General features: G+C 40.8%; 14 protein-coding genes and 1 riboswitch. Of the genes, 4 read left to right on the top strand and 10 right to left on the bottom strand.

Going from position 1 to position 23,202, the window contains the following annotated elements; translation table 11 throughout:
- Positions 1–13: 13 nt before the first annotated feature.
- The 6 genes from VB715_RS03575 to VB715_RS03600 all read right to left on the bottom strand — a co-directional run bounded on the left by VB715_RS03575 (position 14) and on the right by VB715_RS03600 (position 8,308).
- Positions 14–1,006, bottom strand: coding sequence for a photosynthesis system II assembly factor Ycf48 (locus VB715_RS03575; RefSeq protein WP_323299829.1), 993 nt, complete (start codon positions 1,004–1,006; stop codon positions 14–16).
- Positions 1,007–1,118: 112 nt separating this feature from the next.
- Complete coding sequence (locus VB715_RS03580) at positions 1,119–1,466, bottom strand: rubredoxin (RefSeq protein WP_323299830.1); 348 nt, start codon at positions 1,464–1,466, stop codon at positions 1,119–1,121.
- Between the two features lie 218 nt (positions 1,467–1,684).
- Entirely contained in the window at positions 1,685–3,019 is a 1,335-nt protein-coding gene (locus VB715_RS03585; RefSeq protein WP_323300177.1) for an ArsB/NhaD family transporter, read from the bottom strand.
- A 37-nt stretch (positions 3,020–3,056) separates the two neighbouring features.
- The gene (locus VB715_RS03590; RefSeq protein WP_323299831.1) at positions 3,057–4,841 is read right to left on the bottom strand and encodes an SLC13 family permease; all 1,785 of its coding nucleotides are present in this window, start codon (positions 4,839–4,841) and stop codon (positions 3,057–3,059) included.
- 40 nt (positions 4,842–4,881) lie between these two features.
- Positions 4,882–7,683 carry a cation-translocating P-type ATPase gene (locus tag VB715_RS03595; RefSeq protein ID WP_323299832.1) on the bottom strand — a complete coding sequence of 934 codons (2,802 nt, stop codon included), beginning with the start codon at positions 7,681–7,683 and terminating at the stop codon, positions 4,882–4,884.
- Positions 7,684–7,702: 19 nt separating this feature from the next.
- Entirely contained in the window at positions 7,703–8,308 is a 606-nt protein-coding gene (locus VB715_RS03600) for an exopolysaccharide biosynthesis protein (RefSeq protein WP_323299833.1), read from the bottom strand.
- A gap of 350 nt (positions 8,309–8,658) precedes the next feature.
- Positions 8,659–8,813, bottom strand: a riboswitch (cyclic di-AMP (ydaO/yuaA leader).
- Between the two features lie 328 nt (positions 8,814–9,141).
- Here VB715_RS03600 and VB715_RS03605 point away from each other — a divergent pair.
- Together VB715_RS03605 and VB715_RS03610 are read left to right on the top strand one after the other, a co-directional pair.
- Positions 9,142–11,193: an NAD(P)H-quinone oxidoreductase subunit 5 gene (locus tag VB715_RS03605; RefSeq protein ID WP_323299834.1), complete on the top strand. Its 2,052-nt coding sequence runs from the start codon at positions 9,142–9,144 to the stop codon at positions 11,191–11,193.
- A gap of 150 nt (positions 11,194–11,343) precedes the next feature.
- Positions 11,344–11,529, top strand: coding sequence for a hypothetical protein (locus VB715_RS03610; RefSeq protein WP_323299835.1), 186 nt, complete (start codon positions 11,344–11,346; stop codon positions 11,527–11,529).
- Between the two features lie 74 nt (positions 11,530–11,603).
- Here the strand turns inward: VB715_RS03610 and VB715_RS03615 are convergent, their stop codons facing one another.
- The 3 genes from VB715_RS03615 to miaB all read right to left on the bottom strand — a co-directional run bounded on the left by VB715_RS03615 (position 11,604) and on the right by miaB (position 18,699).
- Positions 11,604–15,488, bottom strand: a complete 3,885-nt coding sequence (locus VB715_RS03615) for a PAS domain S-box protein (RefSeq protein WP_323299836.1) — start codon at positions 15,486–15,488, stop codon at positions 11,604–11,606.
- A 282-nt stretch (positions 15,489–15,770) separates the two neighbouring features.
- On the bottom strand, positions 15,771–16,706 hold the full coding sequence (locus VB715_RS03620) for a glycosyltransferase family 9 protein (RefSeq protein ID WP_323299837.1): 936 nt from the start codon (positions 16,704–16,706) through the stop codon (positions 15,771–15,773).
- A gap of 649 nt (positions 16,707–17,355) precedes the next feature.
- Positions 17,356–18,699, bottom strand: coding sequence for a tRNA (N6-isopentenyl adenosine(37)-C2)-methylthiotransferase MiaB (gene miaB / locus VB715_RS03625; RefSeq protein ID WP_323299838.1), 1,344 nt, complete (start codon positions 18,697–18,699; stop codon positions 17,356–17,358).
- Between the two features lie 367 nt (positions 18,700–19,066).
- Between miaB and VB715_RS03630 the strand changes: the two genes are divergently transcribed.
- Together VB715_RS03630 and VB715_RS03635 are read left to right on the top strand one after the other, a co-directional pair.
- A complete protein-coding gene (locus VB715_RS03630) occupies positions 19,067–19,483 on the top strand; it encodes a tetratricopeptide repeat protein (protein ID WP_323299839.1) in 417 nt (138 codons plus the stop codon).
- Positions 19,484–19,579: 96 nt separating this feature from the next.
- On the top strand, positions 19,580–20,446 hold the full coding sequence (locus tag VB715_RS03635) for a 3'(2'),5'-bisphosphate nucleotidase CysQ family protein (RefSeq protein ID WP_416336908.1): 867 nt from the start codon (positions 19,580–19,582) through the stop codon (positions 20,444–20,446).
- Positions 20,447–20,509: 63 nt separating this feature from the next.
- Here the strand turns inward: VB715_RS03635 and gyrA are convergent, their stop codons facing one another.
- On the bottom strand, positions 20,510–23,095 hold the full coding sequence (gyrA, locus tag VB715_RS03640; protein WP_323299840.1) for a DNA topoisomerase (ATP-hydrolyzing) subunit A: 2,586 nt from the start codon (positions 23,093–23,095) through the stop codon (positions 20,510–20,512).
- Between the last annotated feature and the right edge of the window lie 107 nt (positions 23,096–23,202).

The raw sequence follows: 23,202 nt of genomic DNA on the forward strand, positions 1-23,202 counted from the left end.
CACCCTTTCAAGCTTAGGCGGCCTCTGAAGAAGGTTCATATTTGAGTAAAATACCGTCTTGTCCCAAAATAAATCCCTTTTCAGGATTAACAAAAACGATTTTATAGAGGTTGGATGGCACATTTTCAACAATTCTATCCTTCCGCCAACTTTCCCCGTTATCAGAGCTAACCAGTAAGTTGCCACTACCGCCAGCCACCCAAAGTTCTTCGGGAGTGCGATAAGCCAAGTCTAGTAGTCCCCAACTGGTAGATGGTTCAGGATAGACCACTTCTTGCCAATCATCCAAATCCTCCGGGGAACTGAATTGAAGTCGTCCACCCCTAGCTAATAACCAGAGGTTTCCATCCTCACTGTAACCCATTTTTTGGAGTCGGCGAGACGAGTTGCGGTTGTGGGGTGTCCATTCGCTTTGCCCTGGTTCCCAGGTAGAATAGAAGTTACCCCGTGCTGATACGGCCACATAGCGGCCATCAGGCGATCGCGTGATACTACGAGCCACGCCCACAGCACCTTCAACGAGGGCTGTCCAATTTTTACCGCTATTGGTAGTTTTGTAAATAGCCCCTAAATCAGTCACCATTTCAGCAGTTTCGGGGGCGAGAGCAACAATGCCATCAGGCGCACCGGGGAGTTTTTCACTCAAGGGAATCCGTGACCAGTTTTTTCCACCATCTTCAGTATGAAGTAAAATGGCGGGTTTACCCGTGACCCATCCTTCCTCCCCGTTGAAACTGACAGCAGTAAAGCTGATTTTTTCGTCACCGAGATCAAGTTGGCGTGTTTGCCAGGAGTCTCCCCCGTCAGTGGTTTCAAATAAAGTGGCTTTGGTTCCCACTAACCAACCATGTTGAGGGTTATCAGTAAAGGCAATATCCGCAAAGGTAGCATCTGTCTCTAAGGAGATAGTCTTCCAAGGGTTATTGAGGGTGGAAGGGACGTTACTGCAACTAATGCAAAATAAGGAAATGGCTATTAATATTACAAATTGTTTCAGTTTTCTCATGAAGACATTCATAAACATCAAAAAAATCAGCTAATCGAAGCAGATAGGATTAGGATCGGGTTAATTATGGGATCAGTGGGCGATCGCCTTTAGATGAGCCACCGCCAGGAACTTAATTTAACCCGTATAGACTTAGGAAAAAGAGAAACCCTAAAGCCAGTCCCCCAAAGATGAGCAGGTTTTTTTGGCCAGGAGTGAGGTTGTTAACCCCAAACCCGTAGTTTAGGTTCTCTTGAAACCCAGAGGGTGCTTTACTCGCCCCAATGCTCGAAAATTGGTTGGGACGGGCCCCACAGACTGGACATCGCCAGTCACTGGGCAATTCTTCAAAGAGGGTTCCAGGGGAAATATTCCCTTTACCGTCTCCCTTGCTAGGTTCGTAAACATAGCCGCAGAGACGGCATTCGTGGTCGGCTGGTGCAAGCTCAGCCAGGGTTTTTTCTGTAGGTCGTTCACTCATTGCTTGGAGTAAGCAAATATTAAAAACTATGTTACAAATTATCGCATAAACTTAACAGTCTTCACAAAAATTGCGATGCAACCTGAATTCAGACTCAGGATTTAGGGGCGAACGGCTGTTCGCCCTTAGGAGTTGTGGGTAATTCATTTGGCGCGACTACTTAACTAATGATTCACACCATCTTGATTTTTTACCTTAAAAATCTACCATCATGAGAGTTATCTCAGAAAGAAAATCACCACATATAAAGCAGAGACAACTAATTGCATTCCCATGACTGGTAAGCCATATTTTAGGAATGTTTTAAAGGAAATTGGTCTACCATGTTGTTCAGAAACCCCCGCAGCAACGATATTAGAAGATGCACCGATTAAGGTTCCATTTCCCCCTAAGGTTGCCCCAAACATCATGGCATAAAATAAGGGCAAAACTTCGGGAGGAAGCTGACCAGAAAAATCAGGATTTAGGATATCAGGACTAGCCATACCAATATTAACAATATATTCCTTGAGTAAGGGAACCATTGCCACAACTAGAGGAATATTAGGCACAACACTCGATAAAATTCCCACTGAAAATAAGAGAACTAAAGACCCTAAAATGATATTTTTGCCAATCACTAAGGCGAGAATACTTGATAAATAACTGGTGACACCTGTTTTTTCGAGTCCTCCAATTAAAACAAAGGTAGACATGAAAAATAATAAGGTACTCCAGTCCAAATCTCTGAAAATATTATTCACCGTATCAATTTTACTTTGGTGAGCTAAAATCAAGGCTAAAGCTGCTCCTAATAACGCCACAGATGCGGGAGGAATGGGAATGGGTAAAGAATCACCAATGACAAAGAACAATAGGACAAAAGCGATGATTATTCCCCCTACCATTAATACTTTAGGATGATTAATTTTGGGGTGAGGTAACTGATCTAAATTAGTAAATTTTGTTTTCCATATTTTGGAGAACAAAAAGGGAGACATCACTAAAATTGTGATCACGGCTATCGCACCACCTAAACTTAATCTAGATAAGTAATCGGTAAAGCTTAAATTAATCGAATCTCCCACAATAAATGTAGCAGGATCACCGACTAATGTTAACAAACCTGCACTGTTAGCAACAAATACCATTAGAATAAGTAGCGGAACAAAATCCACCCCAATTTCTTGAGCAATGGGAGGAATTAATGGTGCTAAAAGCATGACGGTGGTGGCATTAGGTAAAACCGCACATATTGGGGTTGTAATAGCAATAACGCCCAAGACTAACAGCTTACCACTCCCTTTTGCCATTAGTACCATTTGAGTGGCTAAATATTCAAATATTTTCGTCGGTTCAAAGGCTCTAACTAAAATCATTACCCCAAAAAATAGAGCTAAAGTTCCATGACTTTTACTGATATAATCAAACCCTTCTTGTAGAGTCATTACATGGGTAAAGACAAGAATTAATGCCCCTAAAAATGCAGCAGCCGTTAGATGTAGTCTTTCAGTCATAATGAAAAACATGACACCGATAAAGCTAGAAATAGAAATAATTGCCGGTAAATTCATCATGGTATTTGTTCCTTGATTATTGACAGTTAATAGGTTAAAGTCCATAGATTAAAACAATCAGTAAAGGGGTGACAATCATGAACAATAAATTTAGCCAGATACCGATTCTGACAAAGTCCCCAAATTTATAGCCTCCTGGTGCATAAACCATCGTATTTGTTTGGTAGCCAATGGGAGTTAGAAAACTATTAGAAGCGGCAAAAGTAACAGCAAAAATAAATGCCATAGGGTTTAAATCTAGGGACTTAGCGACTTCTGCGGCTACGGGAATCATTAAAACAACGCTGGCATTATTTGAGAGAATTTCAGTCATTAAAGACGTAATAATATAGAAACAAGTTAAAATCCAATAACCGGAAAAATTACCGCCTAACCCAACTAAAAACTTAGCTAACCATTCAGTAGTTCCCGAATTTTCCATGGCAATACCTAGGGGAATTAAACCTGCTAAAAGAAAGATGATATCCCAACGAACTGCCCCATAAATTTCTCCTGGTTTTAAACAACCTGTAATCACCATCAAAATGACCCCCAATAAACTACTCACTAAAATGGGTAATATATTAAATGCTGCAATCAGAATTACTCCTAAAACAATTCCTAAAGCAACCCAAGCTTTATCCGTTCTCAATGTTTCTAATTCTCTTTCTTCTAGAACTAATAATTCTCTGGTAGTTTGTAATCCAATAAAACTCTCTTTAGGGGCTTGTATTAATAGTAAATCACCGAAACGAATAGCTACTTTGCCCAGTCTTTCTCTGACTAATTCTTCCCCACGACGTACTGCTAAAACTGTTGCATTATAACGTTGTCGAAAGCGCAAATCTTTGAGAGTAGAACCAATTAAACGGGAGTTAGATAGAACTAGGACTTCAGCAACTTTTTCCTCAGTTTCACTCATTTCCTGTTCTAATTTACCAAATTTGAAATCAGGTAAAATTTCGACTCCCCGTTCATCTTTAATTTGCAGTAAACCATCCCGACTTCCTCTGACCAAAAGAACATCTCCAACGGACAATATTTTGTCAGCAAGGGGTTGGGAAAAATGAGTATCATTGTGAATCAACTCTAAGACATCAATATCAAATTTTCGTTGAATTTTACTTTGTCTTAATGTTTGATTTACTAAACTAGAACTAGGCAAAATAATTAATTCTGTTACATAGTCTTTTAACTCATAGTTTTCACTCATTAAATTACCTTTTGCGGGTATTCTTTCAGGTAATAGTCTTGGGGCAGCAATCATCAGATAAATTAAGCCAATGATAAAGGTAATAATCCCTAAACCTGTAAACTGAAATAAACTAAATTCTCCATACCCTAACTGTTTAGAGATACCACTGGCTAAAATATTGGTCGAGGTTCCAATGAGAGTAAGCATTCCCCCTAAAATCGTCACAAAAGACAAAGGAATGAGCAGTTTTGAAACAGAGATTTTCCGTTGTTTACACCAAGCTTCAACAATAGGCAGAAAAATAGCGACCACAGCCGTATTATTAATAAAAGCACTGATCGGGCCAATAATTAACCCCATGACTAAAATTTGCTGACTTGCTTTTTTTCCTCCCCATTTCATTAATAAATCTCGGACAATTTGTATTACTCCAGTTCTGGTAATTCCAGCACTCAAAATAAACATAGCCATCACAGTTATAGTGGCATTATTAGCAAATCCTGAGATCCCTTCCTCTGGACTGACTAATTTTAAAAGAATCAAAGTGACAGTAACAGATATCGCTGTTAAATCAGCAGGAAGCCATTCAAAAACAAAGGCAACTAAAGCAATAACAATGACACTAAGGGTTAACAGGATTTGCATGAATTTAACTAATTAATTGTGAACTAAAATTAGCTTTTGATTACTGTTTTTTGAGCCAAAACCAACGATAAACAAGCTTCTCTAACTCAATCCACACAAACATCAAAGCACTAAAACCAAAACAGATTAAAAGTTCAGTGGCACTGAGAGAATGAGTACCAAAAAAGCTCTGTAAAGGGGCAACATAAATCAACAAAATTTGTAGTAATGTCGTCAATGTTACTGCCCCCAAAACATAAGGATTGGAAAAAGGATTGAGTTGTATGGTTAACTGACTATCAGAACGAACCGCCAACGCATGACCCATCTGGGCTAAACAAAGGGTAGTAAACACCATAGTTTTCCAGCGATTGGGATCACCCGACAGATGGGCATGGTCATAAGCCCAAACCATCAGTAAAATGGTTAAAATAGCGAAAATAACCCCAATTCTTACCATATATAAGCCCAAACCTCTAGAAAAAATACTCTCACGGGGGCTATAGGGAGGACGCTGCATGACATTGGGTTCGGCCGGTTCCATAGCCAAGGCTAAAGCGGGTAAACCATCGGTTACTAGGTTCATCCAGAGAATTTGTAAAGGAGATAAGGGAACTCCACCCAAACCAATAACAGGGGCCGCTGCAATAACCAAAACTTCCCCGATATTGCTGCCTAAAATGTACTTGATAAAGCGACGAATATTGTCATAAACTACCCGTCCCTCCTCCGTTGCCGCAACAATGGTGGCAAAATTGTCATCTAAGAGAATGGCATCACTGGCTTCCTTACTAACATCAGTGCCTGTAATGCCCATCGCAATGCCGATATCCGCTTGTTTCAGGGCAGGGGCATCATTGACCCCATCCCCCGTCATAGCCACAAATTCCCCCCGATTTTGCAAAGCTTGGACAATTTGCAGCTTATGTTCCGGGGCAACGCGGGCATAAACACTTACTTCCGAGACAAGTTGCCCCAATTCTGAGGGGGTAATGTGTTGTAAATCTCGTCCTGTCAGAATAGGATCATCAGGGTGAGCAATACCTAACTCAGTGGCGATCGCCTGGGCGGTTAATTGATGATCTCCTGTAATCATAATCGGGCGAATTCCCGCCTCTCGACAGCGTAAAACCGCGCCTTTGACCTCTTTTCTTGGAGCATCGAGCATTCCCACTAATCCTAACCAAATTAACCCAGTTTCTGCCATTTCTCCCCTATCATGCTCGGGAATGTCAGACAAAGGTTTAGAAGCAAATCCTAACACCCGCAACCCTTTAGCTGCCCAGCGGTCATTTTGGGCTAAAATCTGCTTTCGTTGGTCATCACTAAGGTGAACAGCCTGATTACCTTGATAAACCGCCGTGCATCGTTCTAAAACAATCTCTGGGGAACCTTTGGTAAACATCAAATAGGAGTGAAGGTTCACCACCTTATCTGCTTCTGGGAAAACCTTGATAATAACTGACATCCGTTTCCGTTCAGAAGAAAAAGGAATTTCAGCGACACGGGGCATCTCTAACCATAAGTCTTCCCGATAGAGTCCCCCTTTCCCAGCCAGGGTTAATAAAGCCCCTTCGGTGGGATCGCCGATAATTTCCCAATTTTTGCCTTTTTTCTGCAATAAAGCATCATTACAAAGGACACAAGCCGTTAAAAGTTGTTTAATTTCCCCATTAATCTCGTATTCATCGCTATCTTGAGCAATGAGATCTCCTTGGGGTGCATATCCTTCCCCTGTCACCTCATAAGCATAACTGCCTGTTTGTACCTTCTGAACAACCATCTTATTTTGGGTCAAAGTTCCCGTTTTATCAGAACAAATGGTCGTTACTGACCCCAAAGTTTCCACTGCCGGCAATTTACGAATTAAGGCGTGACGACGTACCATGCGCTGAGTTCCAATAGCCAAAGTTACCGTTACCACGGCCGGCAACCCTTCAGGAACTACGGCCACCGCCATACTCAAAGAAACTTCTAATAATTCCTCAAAATTCTGCCATCCTGACCGTAAAACCCCCACAATAACCACTAATACCACTAATCCCAGGGAACTACTAACTAAAACATTCCCTAATTGGGACATTCTTTGTTGTAGGGGAGTATCTTCCGTTTCTACCCCTTGAATAAGAGTCGCAATGCGGCCAATTTCCGTCTCCATACCAATACTGGTAACGAGGACTTTGGCCCGTCCCTGTACTACTTCTGTCCCTTGAAACACCAAATTTAAGCGATCGCCCAAGGGAGCATCTTCCCCTAAGATGATATCTGCTTGCTTGTTAACCGTCTCTGCTTCTCCAGTCAAGGCAGATTCTCGGATTTGGAGGTTTTGGGCTTCCAGTAAGCGACCATCTGCCGCCAGTTTTACCCCTGCTTCTAGTAACATGATATCCCCTGGCACTAATTCCTTAGCGGAGATCTCTTGCACGATTCCTTGACGAATTACTCGTACTTTAGGGGAAGAAAGGTTTTTAAGGGCTGCAAGGGCTTTTTCTGCCTTACTTTCTTGTAAATAGCCTAATAATCCGTTCAAAACGACAATGGAAAAGATAGCGACGGCATCCTTGGGAAATGCTCCTTTTCGCACATCTAAGACGGCAGAGATCACCGCTACGGCCATGAGCATCACCAACATAATATTGGTAAATTGTTCCCATAAGATAGTCAGAGGGGAACGGCCTCCAGTGTCTTTAAGTTCATTGGGGCCAAAATATTGCTGCCTTTGGTTAATCTGTTCTTGGGTTAAACCCTTTTCTGGATCACTTTGGAATTTTTCTAGGGATGCTTGGGCAGAAAGGGTTTGCCAAGGGGAACCGATTTCAGGAAAAGCAGGGGTAACTTGGTTAGAAGTAGTGGGAAAGGTCATAGGAGCAGAATTAAGGGATCTATTTGAAGATTTCTGGTAAGAATTGGGGGGTTTGCCAAGCTAAATAGCCCATGAAACCAAAAAACAGCGTATTAATCACGGTAATGAGATAACCCAAACACATCAGCAGTCCATCCGCTTCTAGGGTAGCGACGGCTAAGACTAAAATACCGACGGTAGGAACCGGGTTAGTGAATGGAATGGGTAACATCAACAAAACCGTTAACCAGGCAATACACAGTCCATTCCCTCGCCAAATTAAGGGATGTTTGGCAATGGTAAAAAGACGGGGACGACAGATTTTTTCGAGTAATTTAGTGACTTTCTGTACATTTTTCAGCAATATTTCACTAAATTGGCGAGGAAACTGGAATCTAGCTACTCTTTTTGGCAACCAGGGGGTTTTTCGTCCTAGGGCCATTTGTAAGGCTAAAAGCAGACATCCTGCCCCTAAAATGCTGGAAAAGCCAGGAGGCATGGGAAACAGAAAGGGTAACACCAGTAAACTAATGGTGAGGCAAAAGCCCCGTTCCGCCGTTTCTGAGAGAATTTCTCTGAGGGTTAAGGGATGAACCAGCAAACGATGAAGCAAGGTTTCGATATCCTGAGAAAATCGTAAGTTCATCTATTTATCAATCCATAATCAATCAGTTTTAGCTATTAATTAATCATTGCTCGGCAAAAACCCTACTCATAGGTTCTAAAAACCACAGCCTTATTCCGTAGGGGCGAACGGCCGTTCGCCTCTACTTGAGTAATGTTGCTAAACAGATATAGGGAGAAGCTTAGCGATTTTAAAAATATTTATAAAAAAGCTAAGGAGTCTCTTATCCTCAAATTGTTCAAACTTTGCTCACTTTTATGTCAATTTCATAGCTTCTACCTCAAATTCCAAACAACAATCTAAGTCAAAGTAGCGTCGAACTCAGAGTCACTGAATGAAATCAAGGCATTCTGTTAAAAATGCTGATTCTTCAGTCTTCTCCCACTGCCTACGAGGTTAGCTGACGGGCTAGGATTGAGAGTTATCCCTTTCTAGTTTGCGATCCCCTAGAAATACGCCCCAAGGTTGGTTCCCCCGCTTTCTCAAGCCCCAATTAAGGCCATGAGAAACTAGGCTGACTTACTTTTTTATTTAAGAAACCATTGTAGCACCCTTGTCAAGTACCTAGTGCAGCACTTTGGAAATAAACCGCCAATTGCAAAATCCTAAAATCCTTTTTCTGGCCTAGATAATTAACCAGTTGATCGGGTAAAGAAATTAAAATTTTAGTCATTATTATTACTTTGAATATTAAGCTAAAACTCCTAAAAATCTTAAGCTTTTCTCCTATGCCAATGCCATTGGTAGATTGTACTCCAAGCCGTCACCATAAACACTTTCTTAAGGAATCACCTGTGTAACAATAGTTAGCGGTATCAACAAAGTAGTGAACAAAATAACTTAGGCATTACGGTATGGAACCGCTTTATCAATACGCCTGGCTAATACCCGTATTTCCCCTCGTTGGGGCGATGATAGTTGGCCTGGGTTTAATCTCTTTTAACGAAGCCACAAACCGCCTGAGACAAGTAAATGCTGTATTTATCATTTCCTTGTTGGGTGCGTCTATGGTGATGTCTTTCGCCCTGCTTTGGAGTCAAATTAATGGTCATGGGGAATATACCCAGATGATCGAATGGGCAGCGGCCGGCAATTTTCACCTAGAGATGGGCTATACTCTCGATCACCTCAGTGCCTTAATGTGTGTCATTGTCACCACCGTTGCCTTATTGGTGATGGTGTACACCGATGGCTATATGGCCCATGATGCAGGATATGTTCGATTTTATGCGTATTTGAGCATATTTAGCTCTTCAATGCTCGGCTTGGTCATTAGCCCTAACCTAGTACAAGTCTATATTTTCTGGGAACTGGTAGGGATGTGTTCCTATCTCCTGATCGGGTTTTGGTTCGATCGCAAGGCAGCAGCAGATGCTTGTCAAAAAGCTTTTGTAACTAACCGTGTCGGGGACTTTGGCTTACTTTTAGGAATGTTAGGGCTATATTGGGCCACCAATAGCTTTGAATTTGATGTGATGGGGGAACGGTTAGAAAACTTAGTTTCCTCTGGTACGATTGCCCCTGCTTTGGCGGCCTTATTTGCTGTTTTAGTATTTTTAGGCCCTGTGGCAAAATCGGCCCAATTTCCCCTTCATGTGTGGCTACCTGACGCAATGGAAGGCCCTACGCCCATTTCTGCCCTCATTCATGCGGCAACTATGGTTGCGGCGGGAGTTTTCTTGGTGGCGAGAATGTATCCTGTCTTTGAGCAAATTCCGGTGGCTATGACAACTATTGCTTGGACGGGAGCTTTAACCTCATTTTTAGGGGCAACTATTGCTTTAACCCAAAATGACATTAAGAAGGGCTTAGCTTACTCTACTATCTCCCAATTAGGATACATGGTCATGGCCATGGGTATCGGGGCTTACAGCGCAGGTTTATTTCACCTGATGACCCACGCTTATTTTAAGGCGATGTTGTTCCTTTGCTCTGGTTCTGTCATTCATGGTATGGAAGGAGTTGTCGGCCATGACCCCGTATTGGCACAGGATATGCGCCTAATGGGGGGTTTACGGAAATATATGCCCCTAACTTCCCTTGCCTTTTTAATCGGAACTTTGGCTATTTGTGGTATTCCTCCCTTTGCGGGTTTCTGGTCAAAGGATGAAATTTTAGGTCTGGCCTTTCAAGCAAACCCCGCTTTATGGGTGGTGGGTTGGTCTACGGCTGGTTTAACCGCGTTTTATATGTTTCGGATGTATTTCATGACCTTTGAAGGGGACTTTAGAGGGAATGATCTGGGCATTCGGGCAAAACTGACGGCGGCAGCTACCCCTGTGTTTGGCCCTGGGGCCATGGATGTGAAAGAATTGGATCATGATACTCATGAGGAAGCAGATGATCATGGCCATGGTCATAGTCACTCCCCCCATGAGTCTCCCTTAACCATGACCTTACCCTTACTGATTCTAGCCATTCCTTCGACAGTCATTGGCCTCTTGGGTAGACCTTGGAATAATACTTTTGAAGGGTTTATTTCTGCCCCAGGAGAAGTCATTGAAGAGGTGGCTCACTTCGATTGGACAGAATTTGCTATCATGGCGGGTAATTCCGTAGGAATTGCCTTAATTGGTATTACTGTCGCTTCTTTGATGTATTTACGACACAAAATTGATCCTGCTGCGATCGCCGAAAAATTCCCGGCCTTATATCAATTTTCCCTCAATAAATGGTATTTCGATGACGTTTATGATCGCGTATTTGTCATGGGATGTCGTCGTTTAGCCCGCCAAATTATGGAAGTTGATTATCGTGTCATTGATGGTGCGGTTAATTTAACGGGGTTAGCCACCTTAGTCAGTGGCGAAGGCTTAAAATACTTAGAAAATGGTCGCGCCCAATTCTATGCCTTAATTGTCTTTGGGGCTGTCTTAGGGTTTGTAATTGTGTTTAGTGTGGTCTAAAACAACCTGATCATAAATTTTTCTCAGTAGATTAGGGGGCAAATTGTCCCCTATATTTATTTTTGCTCTCAATTTCTTAACAAATGCCTTACAATAAAACAAGAATTAAGCAGAAGCAAGTCTCTCTGAAACTAAAAGAAATTGGGGGTTATGATGACAAATAAATCTTGTATTCCTGATCTAGAAACAAGAAGTCAAAGTGTGACTAAATGGCGAGAAGCTTGTCGAAAATTGGATTTAGTTACCTTACAGTTTGATGAATTAATTGCAATGATAGAAGCTGATTTACGTCACCAAAGTTTAGAGAGACTTCAAAGTAAAAGTGAATCAAAATAATATATTTTTGCAATAATTTAAGCAATTATACCTTTAAGCATCTTAGCATGAGCAATTTTCCCAATTTTATCCTATTACTCCCAAATACGAGACGATCTTAACAACACTTCAACTTGATCTTTTGGTAAGGGTTTCGCAAAGAAATAACCCTGTCCTTGTTCACAACCTAACTGTTTTAATTGAGCTAATTGTGACGCTGTTTCTACCCCTTCCGCAATAATTTCCATGTCCAAGATATGAGCTAAACTAATAATGGCTCTAATAATTTCTGAATTTTCATTATTTTTTTCCATTCGCATCACAAAAGAGCGATCAATTTTTAAAGTATTAACGGGAAATCGATGTAAGTAACTTAAAGAAGAATAACCCGTGCCAAAATCATCTAAACAAATTTCAATTCTTCGTCGTTTTATTTGTAATAAAATTTCCGTTGCCGCTTGGATATTTTCCATCAACAGACTTTCCGTAATTTCGACTTTTAAAAAGTGACTCTCTAACTGAGTTTTTTCTAAAATTCTATCTAAGGTATCAATTAAATTCGTATATCTTAATTGTTTACTCGATAAATTAACACTAACTTTTAAATCAGGAAACTCAGGAAATTGGGTTTGCCAAGTTTTTAATTGTTGACAAGCTTCTTCTAAAATCCACTCTCCCATGGGAATAATTAATCCGGTTTCCTCAGCAATGGGAATAAAATGACCAGGAAAAACTAAATTACGCTGAGGATGTTGCCAACGAATTAAGGCTTCAAACCCTGTTAATTTACCACTTTTTAAGGAAATAATTGGTTGATAATATAATTGAAATTCTTTGCGTTCAATGGCTTTTCTTAAATCAGTTTCTAACTGTAAACGAGTCACAGCATGATCGTGCATTTTTTGATCAAAAATTGCATAACAAGCTTTACCATCGGCTTTGGCACGATACATTGCAGTATCAGCATCCCGTAAAATCTCCGCTGCTGCTTGATATTCAGAAATACTTAAAGCAATGCCAATACTGGTATTAATAAAGACATCTTGAGCCTCTAAATTAAAGGGTTGGGTTAAATCTTGATGAATTCTTTTAGCAATTTTAATGGCATCTTTTACATCCCCAATATCTTCTAAAAGAATGGCAAATTCATCCCCACCTAATCGTGCTAATGTATCATCAGAGCGCAAACATTTGTTTAAACGAATGGCAATTTCTCGTAATAATTTATCGCCAATCCCATGACCTAAACTATCATTAACAACCTTAAATTCATCTAGATCTAAAAACAAAACAGCAAAGCAAAAAGCCGGACGACGTTTTTGTCTTTCCAAAGCGTGTTCAAGACGATCCATGAATAAAATTCGGTTAGGTAAATTGGTTAAGGAATCATGAGTCGCGTTATATCGTAATTGCTCTTCAGCCTGTTTCTTTTCTGTAATATCCGTATCTAACCCATCAATTCGTATAATCTTCCCTTCTTGATCATAAACCACTCGACTGCGACTATAAAGCCAGCGAATTTGTCCATCAGGTCGTACAATACGATATTGAAATTCTGCGCTACCTTTTTCCAATAAAACTTGGCGATGATATTGAATTAATTCTTGATCTTCAGCATGAACTAATTCACGCCAAAGATCAACTTTTTGATAAAAATATTCTAAGGAATGTCCAAAAAGTAGTTGCGCCGCAGGATTAAGATAAATGAGTTCAGAAAAGGTCGAATTTACTGACCAAACCACATCTTGAATAGAGGTTAAAATTCCCTCTAAACGTTGCTCACTTTTTGATAAAGCTTGCTCTATTCTTTTCCGTTCTGTAATATCTGTAATCATGCCTAAAGCTCCGACATAATTACCCTTAGCATCAAATAATGGATTAGTAGAAATAAGAGTCCAAATTTCCCGACCATCTTGACGAAGGAATTTAAAATCGTGAGTTTCTCCAACCCCTTGACGACGCTGTAAAATCATCTGTTGAGCGATGGAATATTCTGACTTATCCATACAATCAAATAAGCTCTTACCCATCATTTCTTCAACGGTATAGCCCAACATTTCCGCCATTTGTTCATTGACAAATGTAGTCTGATTTTGGTCATCAATAATCCAAATTCCCTCCGTTGCCGTTTCCACAATTTGACGATATTTTTCTTCACTTTGGCACAAAGCTTGTTGCGCTTGATAATTTTCGGTAATGTTTCTCAAAGATACTAAATAGGCTTTTTTCCCTTGCCAATTAATATCCGCCACTCGCATCTGTGCAATGATTAATTGATGTTGAGGATGTTGAATAAAAATTTCTGTGGGTTGATCGTCCCCTAAAGGTAAACCCAAAGGATGATTGATTAATTGTTCTTGGGAACGGCCAAAAATATCTTCCGCAGCAGGATTCATAAAACAAACAGTTCCCTGAGCATTAATCACTAATAAACCATCAGAAATCGTGGTAATAATACGGCTCAGTCTTTCTTCACTTTCTTGTAGGGCAATATCTTTCTGAGTTTGCTCTGTAATATCAGAAGTTTGACCCAATAAGTGTAGAGGTTTTCCCTCTAAGTCTCGGATTAAGGTTACTTGAAGTAGGGCATAAATGGTTCGATTGTTTTTTGTTATATAGCGTTTCTCTAGACAATAACTATCAATTTTTCCTGATAATAATTGTTGGGCTAACCTTGCTTCTTTTTCCCTATCTTCAGGGTGCGTAATATCACTACACCGCTTCTTTAATAATTCTTCTGAAGTATAACCGACTAATTCACATAAAACCTGATTAACGTTTATTAACTGTCCTTCTGTATTAGCTAACCCCATTCCTGTTGAAGCTTGTTCAAAAAGCATACGAAACTTTTTTTCATTTTCTCTCAGAGTCGCTTCTATTTGTTTGCGTTCGGTAATATCACGAGCAATTGCATAGATGGTTTTTTCTTGGACGTAGGCCACAGATGTCCAAGCTAACCAACGATAGGAACCATCCCGACAGCGATAACGATTTTCAAAATAATGGGTCTTTGTTCCTTCTCTTAAGTTTGCTATTTCTGCTAAGGTGGCTTGCCGATCATCAGGATGGACAAATTCAATGAAGGGTTGACCTAATAATTCCTCTGCTGAATAACCCAAAATCTGTTCAAAGGCAGGATTAATCCGTTTAAAATAGCCGTCAAAGTTCGCCACACAGAGTAATTCTAAGGAGAGAGAAAAAAAGCGATCGCCTTCAGTTTTCATTAGTTGATGATCATTGGTTGTCTCGTGAGGAGTGGGGTTAAAATGCTCATCTTGGATCACATGACCATTTTTGGGTAATATTTTTATTCTATTATCTCTAGGAATCTGAGTGACTGCTTGATTGAGATAAACCAGAGAGGAATAAGGTTGACCCTGGGGGATGATATTTTGATCACTGATGTCTACTTTTGTCTTTTGAGTTAATTGCAGTCTAATTAGGGTTGTGCCGACTAATTGGCCAATAATTTGGACGAAAGTGATGTCCCCTGGGGTAAAATGCTGCTTTTTTGTGCTATGAACCCCTAAAATGCCGTAAGGTTGGTTATTGCTGGGAATAATCACACTGATCCCACTGGCGACATGATGGGTTTGTAAGAGAGGTGAGGACGAAAATCGCCGTTCGGTGCTGAAATCATCGACGCAAACGGGCTGATTATTTTTTAGGGTATAATTAAATTGGCAGAATTGGGTAAGATCGATGGTCAACCTTCCCACTGCTTCCGCATACCAACCAACAGAGGCCACTAACCTTAATTTGGGCTGAGGGGTTAATTTTTGAAAAATACTGCCATAAGGAACCTTGAGAGTGTCAGCAACAATTTTGACAACCTCATTGAGAAAAGGGGCAATTTGTTGCGTTTCCACCCCCCTCCGAGCAATCTTAGCAATCGCTTTTTGTTGAGACAGTTGGGCTGCTAAATATAGTTCCCCTTCTGGTTCGTATGGCTGAATGTTTTCTTGCAGCTTGCCTTTCACTTGCTTTAGTTCCCCGTCTCATTCCCTCGATCCATCGTTCTGTTTTTTCAGCGACTTTTTTAAGTCTCTTTTTAATTTTACTCAAGAGGCTGAGTTTTTGAGCGAAGGGTTACAAAATGTTTCTAAAATCTGTTTGCACCAATAATTAGGCTTTTTTTGAGGAAATCCCCCTCCGAAGAAGGCGGGGACTATGTGAACTTATACAAATTTGCTAAAGTAGAAGTCAACGGTCGTTGACCCCTACAACATCCACATCTGTAGTCCAAGTTGATGAAAATGGTATTAACTACGCCAAATTTTTTCCAGCACTGTGCTTGCTTGAATATCCGCTAGATTATAGGTAGGCGATTGAATCCCAATATATTTATCTTGACTGGGGGGTAGTCGTTTTGTTGCCTCAGTTTTGCCAAATAAAGCAACGGTATAAGTGCCAACAGCTACTGCTAACTGTAAAGGGGTGCTATCAGTACACACCATCAAATTAGCCCCGGCGATCATGGCAGCTAAACGCCCCACACCACTCGGTTTAATTACCTTAAGGTTGGGACAACTTTCTTGAACCATCTTCACCCATGCTTCATTACCTGCCCATTGTAGGAGAACAATGGGGATTGAGGGCTGTTTTTGCTGCATATTATTAATAATATTGCTCCACTGCGGCACAGGATAGCATTCACCAAACCCACCACACAAAATAATATAGCCGCTTTCTTGGAGTAAGAGGCGTTTTTGCTCCCCTTCGGCCCAACTAATATCATCTTTGGGGACGGCAATTTTCAGGGGAGGACAGGGGGTTTGCATTCCTAGTCCTTGTATCAGATCGTGATACATATAGGCGGCATATTGTTCGGTTTTTTGGGGAACGGTGTTCGATAAAAACCAAGCCGTTGAGGTTTGATAACCGATACATAAGGGGATACCATTTAACCAAAACAGTAGTCCCAAAGTCCAGCGTTTATCTAGGGTGAAAGCCACATCATACTCGCGATCGCGGATCATCCCTAATAAGTTTAAATAATCGGCTAATCCATTGCGATCTTGGTAGTCAAACATCAGGACTTCGTGAACGTGAGGACACACCCGATAGGCTGCTTTGGCACGGGGTTCTACGATCACATCGATCATGGCGTTGGGATATTGAGTTTTGAGGTCTTCCAAGGTTGGAAAAAATAAAATTTGTTCGCCAATTTCCCCAGGAACCAGGGCTAGTATTCGCATAAAACTCTGATGTTTGTTAGTGAGCTATAATAAGGGGTTTCAAATTTGAAGGGACACACAGTAGGTCAATTACTTCCGTCTCGCTTCAATTAAGGCAGTTAAACCCTCAAACATATTATCTTAACCCTGTCAACATCTTGCTAATACTTCATTAACACTTCATCTTTGTTAGAGGTTGCTTGTCTTGATTCTACTGAGAGGACAACCGAAGGATCACTGAATTGCTCTGATTTATAATATAAATTAATCAATAAATTATCTTGATTTTAAAATAACAATCAATCAGTTTTTCTTGCTCTTGACAAGTAATGATAATTTTTATCAATAGCTAAGGAGGTTACGCCTTTCTGGTATACTTCAATTAAGTTAAAAATCTACAGCCAGTGTGTCTTGTCCTAAAATAGTCCCCACAAGTCTCATTTTCTCGTTATCTTCCACTAATCTTTATGGAATTTCTCCTGATTTTACTGTTTTTTTATTCTTTATTTTGAGCCTTTGTACTATTTTGGTTTGAGTATAATTGCTTATGTCTTGACAAAATAACTAAATTATGTATTGGAGAAAATCAAGAATTTAAACAATAAAAGAACAAACAAAAGTATTAGGTTGCATAAATCATCACGACCTAACCTACCAGACAAAAATGTCGTCAAAAAATCGGTTCTCCTGTTAAACTAAATGCCCGAACTTCAGTAATTTTCACCTTAACTAATTGCCCTTTTAGCTCGTTAATATTCCCCTTAAAAAAGGTCAAACGATTTCCTCCAGTTCTTCCCATCACTTGAGTGGTATCTTTATGGTTTTCATCTTCTACTAATACAGTTTCAATGCGTCCTAAATATCGTTGAGAACGTTCAGCAGCTTTTTGTTCCACTAAATGATTTAACCTCTGTAAGCGATCGCTTTTTACTTCTTCACTTAATTGATTATCCCACAAAGCGGCAGGAGTACCAGGACGAGGGGAATAAGCGGCCGTATTGAGTAGATCAAAGCCAATATCATCGACTAATTTTAAGGTCTTATCAAACTGTTCTTCTGTTTCTCCAGGAAATCCAACAATGGCATCTGCACTGATAGAAGCATCAGGCATATATGACCGAATTTTATCAATAATTTGTCGGTATTTCTCATGAGTATAGCCCCGTTTCATAGCTTTTAAGATCTCATTATCTCCAGACTGGAAAGGAATATGAAAATGCTCACAAACTTTTGGCAATTCATGACAAGCACGAATCAATCTTTCGGTAAAATAACGGGGATGACTGGTAGCAAATCTTAGTCTTTCAATCCCAGGAATATCATGTACTTGATATAATAAATCCGTCAAAGTATGTTGATGTCTTCCCGTTTCTGTTACCCCTGGTAAATCTCTACCATAAGCATCAATATTTTGCCCTAACAAAGTAATTTCTTTGTAACCTTGTTTTCCCAATAATTCCATTTCAGCATAAATCGCTTCTGGTGTGCGAGATTGTTCAACCCCTCTAACATTAGGAACAACACAATAACTACACCGTTCATTACAGCCATAAATAATATTAACCCAAGCCGTTACCGTACTATCTCGACGAGGTTTAGTAATATCTTCAACAATATGAAGTGCTTCAGTCGCAACGACTTGATTTCCGTCAAAAACTTGTGTTAATAAGTCTTCTAAACGGTTAGCGTGTTGGGGCCCCATAACTAAGTCTAATTCAGGAACTCGTCTTAAGATTTTTTCCCCTTCTTGTTGAGCCACACAACCTGCTACAATTAAGGTTAAATCAGGATTTTCATGTTTCCTTTTTGCTTGTCTTCCTAAATAAGAATAGACTTTTTGTTCCGCATTATCTCGAATGGTACAAGTATTATATAGAATTAAATCAGCCCCATTGGGATCTTCTGACCATAAAAACCCCATATCTTCTAAAATACCCGCCATGCGTTCCGAGTCAGCTTTATTCATCTGACAGCCAAAGGTAGTGATATGATAGCGTCGTTGGGAGGTAGTCATGATCTCAAATCTAAGAGGAGGGGATAGGGATAAGTGTCCAGTCTTTCATTATATATTCTTTAGTTGAAAACTGACAGGGATTTATTAGGTCTAATTCATGAATTTCCCTAGCAAAGTTAGAAGTTATACAGACATTATCTGATTTTTTAGCTAGACAAAACTGTCAATAATCATAAAAAATTAATTATGTTAATTGCTGATCTGAAATTTACTTGCTATAACAATATTTAACTGAAATGATGTTATTTTAATAGAAGGAGTCAAGGTGTATTTAAACAAGTTTTATTATTTATCATTATTTCTCACAATTTTGAGTAATTTATATTTAGTCAGACCAATCTTGAGTTATAGTATTGATCATTCCAACTTGAAAAGACCTGGGGATTTAGTTACTCAAAATTACATCTCAGATCCCGACTTAAATGACTTATTAATTCAAGGAATGGAAAAAGGAATCCAAGGAGATTATCAAGGGGCGATCGCAGATTTTACAGCCGTTCTCCAAATTAATTCCTCTGAAATTGAAGCCTATTATAACCGGGGAATTGCCTATGGTAGAATCAATAATTATCAAGCTGCGATCGCAGATTTTGATCGTGCCTTAAGTTTAGATAAAGAAGCCGCATATATCTATATAGAAAGAGCAAAAATTGGTCTAAAGCTTGGTAATTATCAAAGGGCAATAGATGACGTAAAAACAGCGATGAAATTGTTCCAAAAACAGGGCAATACCGATGGATATCAAGAAGCACAAAAACTGCTGAAAAAAATGCAGTCATCTTGAGACAATTCAATTTTAAAATTTTGGACATTCAGAAGGTTCCCTTTTCCTTTAAAATTACATAGAGAGCAATTATTGAGGCTGAGGGACATTTTGGAAATTACACAAACAAAAAAATTAGAAGAAATTGAAGCGATCGCCCGTTCCGTGGGTTGGGGTGCCTCTAAAATTTTACGTTCCTACTATCGAGGGGAAGCAAATCAAGGGGATTTAGAGGTTAATGAGAACAAAAAAGATGGCCCCGTAACTGCGGCTGATCTCGCAGCAAATAGCTATATTTTAGAGAAATTACAAGCCGCTTTTCCTGAAGACACTTTTGGTTATCTTAGTGAAGAAACCCATAAAGGAACTGATCCCATTCCTCAAGATTGGGTGTGGATTATTGATCCCCTAGATGGGACTAGGGATTTTATTGATAAAACCGGAGAATATGCCTTACATATTGCCTTAGCTTATCAAGGTCGTCCCGTAGTAGCCATTGTTGCTATTCCAGAAGCGGAAAAAGTCTATTTTGCCAGTAAAAATCATGGTACTTTTGTAGAAACGGCTGATGGAAAAATCACCCCGATTAAAGTTTCAGAACGTCATCAAATGGGAGACTTATTTTTAGTGGTAAGTCGCACCCATCGGGATGCTCGTTTTCAAGCCTTAATTGATGCCCTTCCCTTAAAAGATCGTAATTATATGGGCAGTGTTGGCGGTAAAATTTCCACAATTCTCGAACAAAAATCCGATGTTTATATCTCTTTATCAGGAAAATCTGCGGCCAAAGATTGGGATTTTGCCGCACCAGAATTAATCCTAACAGAAGCCGGAGGAAAATTCACTCATTTTAACGGCGATCCCTTAATTTATAACCGAGGAGATGTACGTCAATGGGGTGGTTTGATGGCAAGTAATGGTCATTGTCATCAAACATTATGTCAACAAGCTACAGAAATTTTAGCAAAAATTGATGCTAATTAGCTTATTCGATAGTCTAGGGCTATTGAAAACCCCAACTTCATCGTAACAAGTTGGGGTGGTTTATTACTCTGTTATTATCTCTTCTTCCCCTTCTATTTCTTCCCCTTCTACTGCCGGAGGAACTAAGGCCACAGCAGCGATCGCATCATCCCCATCTAACCGTTGTACCCTGACTCCCGTTGCTGTCCGAGACTGCAAGGAAATGGCATCCACCGCCTGACGAATAATAATACCTCGGTTAGAGACGATCATTAATTCATCCCCCCCATGAACCACATGAAGGGAGGCTAAACGATCCTCTGGAGACTTAAACTTAATGGCCCGGACTCCCATACCGGCCCGTCGTTGTAAACGGAATTTGGATACGGGAACCCGCTTACCATAACCCCCATTGGTAATGGCAAGTATCCAGGGGCCTGAACTGGTATCTTCTTCAATTAACTCTTCTGTTTCATTCTCTAAGATGTCCTCGTCTTCCTCGTCCTCCGCATTCTCAATACTTGCGATCACCTGACTCGGCAGAATATCCATGCTAATCAATTCATCCCCTTTTTTCAGTTTCATGGACTTAACGCCTCTGGTTGATCGGCCTAGGGGTCGCAGTTGTTGGTTATCGGCATAGAAATGAATGGCCATCCCCTGACGGGTTCCTAAAATAACACTGTCTTCCTCTCGGGCCAGTCGTACCCAGCGCAGTTGATCCCCATCCGCTAAGGAAATGGCAATTAATCCATTTGTCCGAATATTACTAAAGGCCGAAAGGGCGGTTTTTTTAATGTAACCATTGCGGGTTAACATCACTAAGAAAACATCTTCGCTAAACTCACTCACCGCTACGATAGAGGTAATTTTCTCATCTTTGGGAATGGGTAACATTTGTACGATGGGGGTACCTCTGGCAGTACGAGAGGCGGCGGGGATATGATAAGCACTGACGTTATAGACAACCCCGCGATCGCTAAAAAAGAGTACATGATCGTGGTCACAACAGCTTAAAAAGTGTTCTACGACATCATCTTCTTTGATTTTTGCGGCGGCTTTCCCTCTGGTGGCCCGTTGTTGGGCCGCAAAGGTACTTACAGGCATCCGTTTGATGTATCCTTGTTCTGTTAAGAGGATAATCGCTTGTTCGTTAGCAATTAAGTCAGTATCAACGATTTCCCCGTCATCTTGCACAATTTGAGTGCGTCGGGGAGTGGCATGAATTGACTTAATTTGGGCCAGTTCTTCCTCAATAATGGCTTCAATCCGTTCTCGTTTGGCTAAAATATCCTGTAGGTCAGCAATTTTAGCCTGTAATTCTTCATGTTCGCCGTGAATTTTTTCGGCTTCTAAGGCCGTCAGACGACGCAACTGCATTTGTAGAATTGCATCCGCTTGCACGGCGGATAAGCCAAATTGTTCAATTAATTGTTCTTTCGCGGTGGCGGTATCAGCGGCCCCGCGAATTAATTGAATGACGGCATCTAAATTCTCTAGGGCAATGAGTAACCCTTGTAACAGGTGATCTCGTTCTTCTGCTTTGCGTAATTCGTATTGCGTCCGACGGGTAATGGTTTCAACCCGAAATTCTAGGAAAACTGTGAGAAATTCTCTGAGGGTTAATAGTTGGGGTTCTCCATTGACTAAGGCCAACATATTGGCCCCAAAATTGGCTTGAACAGGGGTTTGTTTATAAATATTGTTGAGAACGACTCTGGGATAAGCATCCCGTTTGAGTTCGATCACCACCCGCATTCCATCACGATCGCTTTCATCCCGAATATCGGAAATACCTTCAATTCGTTTGTCGTTAACTAATTCGGCAATGCGTTCAATTAAAGCTGCTTTATTGGTTTGATAGGGTAATTCGGTGATAATAATGGCATCTTTGTCTGGCCGGCCCCTGTGTTCGATGGTTTCAATTTGGGCTACCCCACGCATGGTAATAGAACCCCGTCCCCCATGGTAGGCATCTTCAATCCCTGATCGCCCTAAAATCTGTCCTCCGGTGGGAAAGTCGGGGCCGGGTATAATTTTGATTAAGTCTTTGTTGGTTAAGTCTGGGTTGTGGATTAAGGCGATCGTTCCGTCGATTAATTCCCCTAAGTTATGGGGGGGAATATTGGTGGCCATGCCTACTGCAATGCCAGAAGAACCGTTGAGGAGAAGTTGGGGAATTCTGGCCGGAAGAACCACGGGTTCTTGCTGCGAGCCATCAAAGTTATCGGCAAAATCAACCGTTTCTGATTCAATATCCCTTAAGAGGGCATTAGTTGATAGGGTTTGCAGGCGACACTCAGTGTAACGCATGGCCGCCGGGGGGTCGTTATCCACTGAGCCAAAGTTTCCATGGCCTTCAATGAGGGGATCGCGCATGGAAAAATTCTGGGCCATCCGTACTAGGGCATCATAGACTGCCGTGTCCCCGTGAGGGTGGTATTTCCCTAAGACTTCCCCCACGACACGGGCGCATTTACGAAAGGGACGATCAGGGGTCAAACCCAGTTCATACATGGCGTAGAGAATGCGACGATGGACTGGTTTTAACCCATCCCTCGCGTCGGGTAATGCCCGCCCTACAATGACGCTCATCGCGTATTCTAGGTAGGAACGGGACATCTCATTGCTCAAGTCTGTGGGAATGATCCGATCTTGAGGGGTTGTCATAGGGGGGTGAACTCCGTTTAAAGAATGCAAATTAGGGAAATATTGTCTTAAAAATTGACAAAAAAAGCCCCGTTATAATTAAAATTGTTAGATCGACTCTAGTCTCT

It is taken from the genome of Crocosphaera sp. UHCC 0190 (assembly GCF_034932065.1).
Classification (GTDB): Bacteria; Cyanobacteriota; Cyanobacteriia; order Cyanobacteriales; family Microcystaceae; genus UHCC-0190.

Coding starts and splice junctions, on each gene's coding strand:
- VB715_RS03575 (WP_323299829.1), bottom strand. CDS start 1,006: ATGAGAAAACTGAAACAATTTGTAATATTAATAGCCATTTCCTTATTT.
- VB715_RS03580 (WP_323299830.1), bottom strand. CDS start 1,466: ATGAGTGAACGACCTACAGAAAAAACCCTGGCTGAGCTTGCACCAGCC.
- VB715_RS03585 (WP_323300177.1), bottom strand. CDS start 3,019: ATGAATTTACCGGCAATTATTTCTATTTCTAGCTTTATCGGTGTCATG.
- VB715_RS03590 (WP_323299831.1), bottom strand. CDS start 4,841: ATGCAAATCCTGTTAACCCTTAGTGTCATTGTTATTGCTTTAGTTGCC.
- VB715_RS03595 (WP_323299832.1), bottom strand. CDS start 7,683: ATGACCTTTCCCACTACTTCTAACCAAGTTACCCCTGCTTTTCCTGAA.
- VB715_RS03600 (WP_323299833.1), bottom strand. CDS start 8,308: ATGAACTTACGATTTTCTCAGGATATCGAAACCTTGCTTCATCGTTTG.
- VB715_RS03605 (WP_323299834.1), top strand. CDS start 9,142: ATGGAACCGCTTTATCAATACGCCTGGCTAATACCCGTATTTCCCCTC.
- VB715_RS03610 (WP_323299835.1), top strand. CDS start 11,344: ATGATGACAAATAAATCTTGTATTCCTGATCTAGAAACAAGAAGTCAA.
- VB715_RS03620 (WP_323299837.1), bottom strand. CDS start 16,706: ATGCGAATACTAGCCCTGGTTCCTGGGGAAATTGGCGAACAAATTTTA.
- miaB (WP_323299838.1), bottom strand. CDS start 18,699: ATGACTACCTCCCAACGACGCTATCATATCACTACCTTTGGCTGTCAG.
- gyrA (WP_323299840.1), bottom strand. CDS start 23,095: ATGACAACCCCTCAAGATCGGATCATTCCCACAGACTTGAGCAATGAG.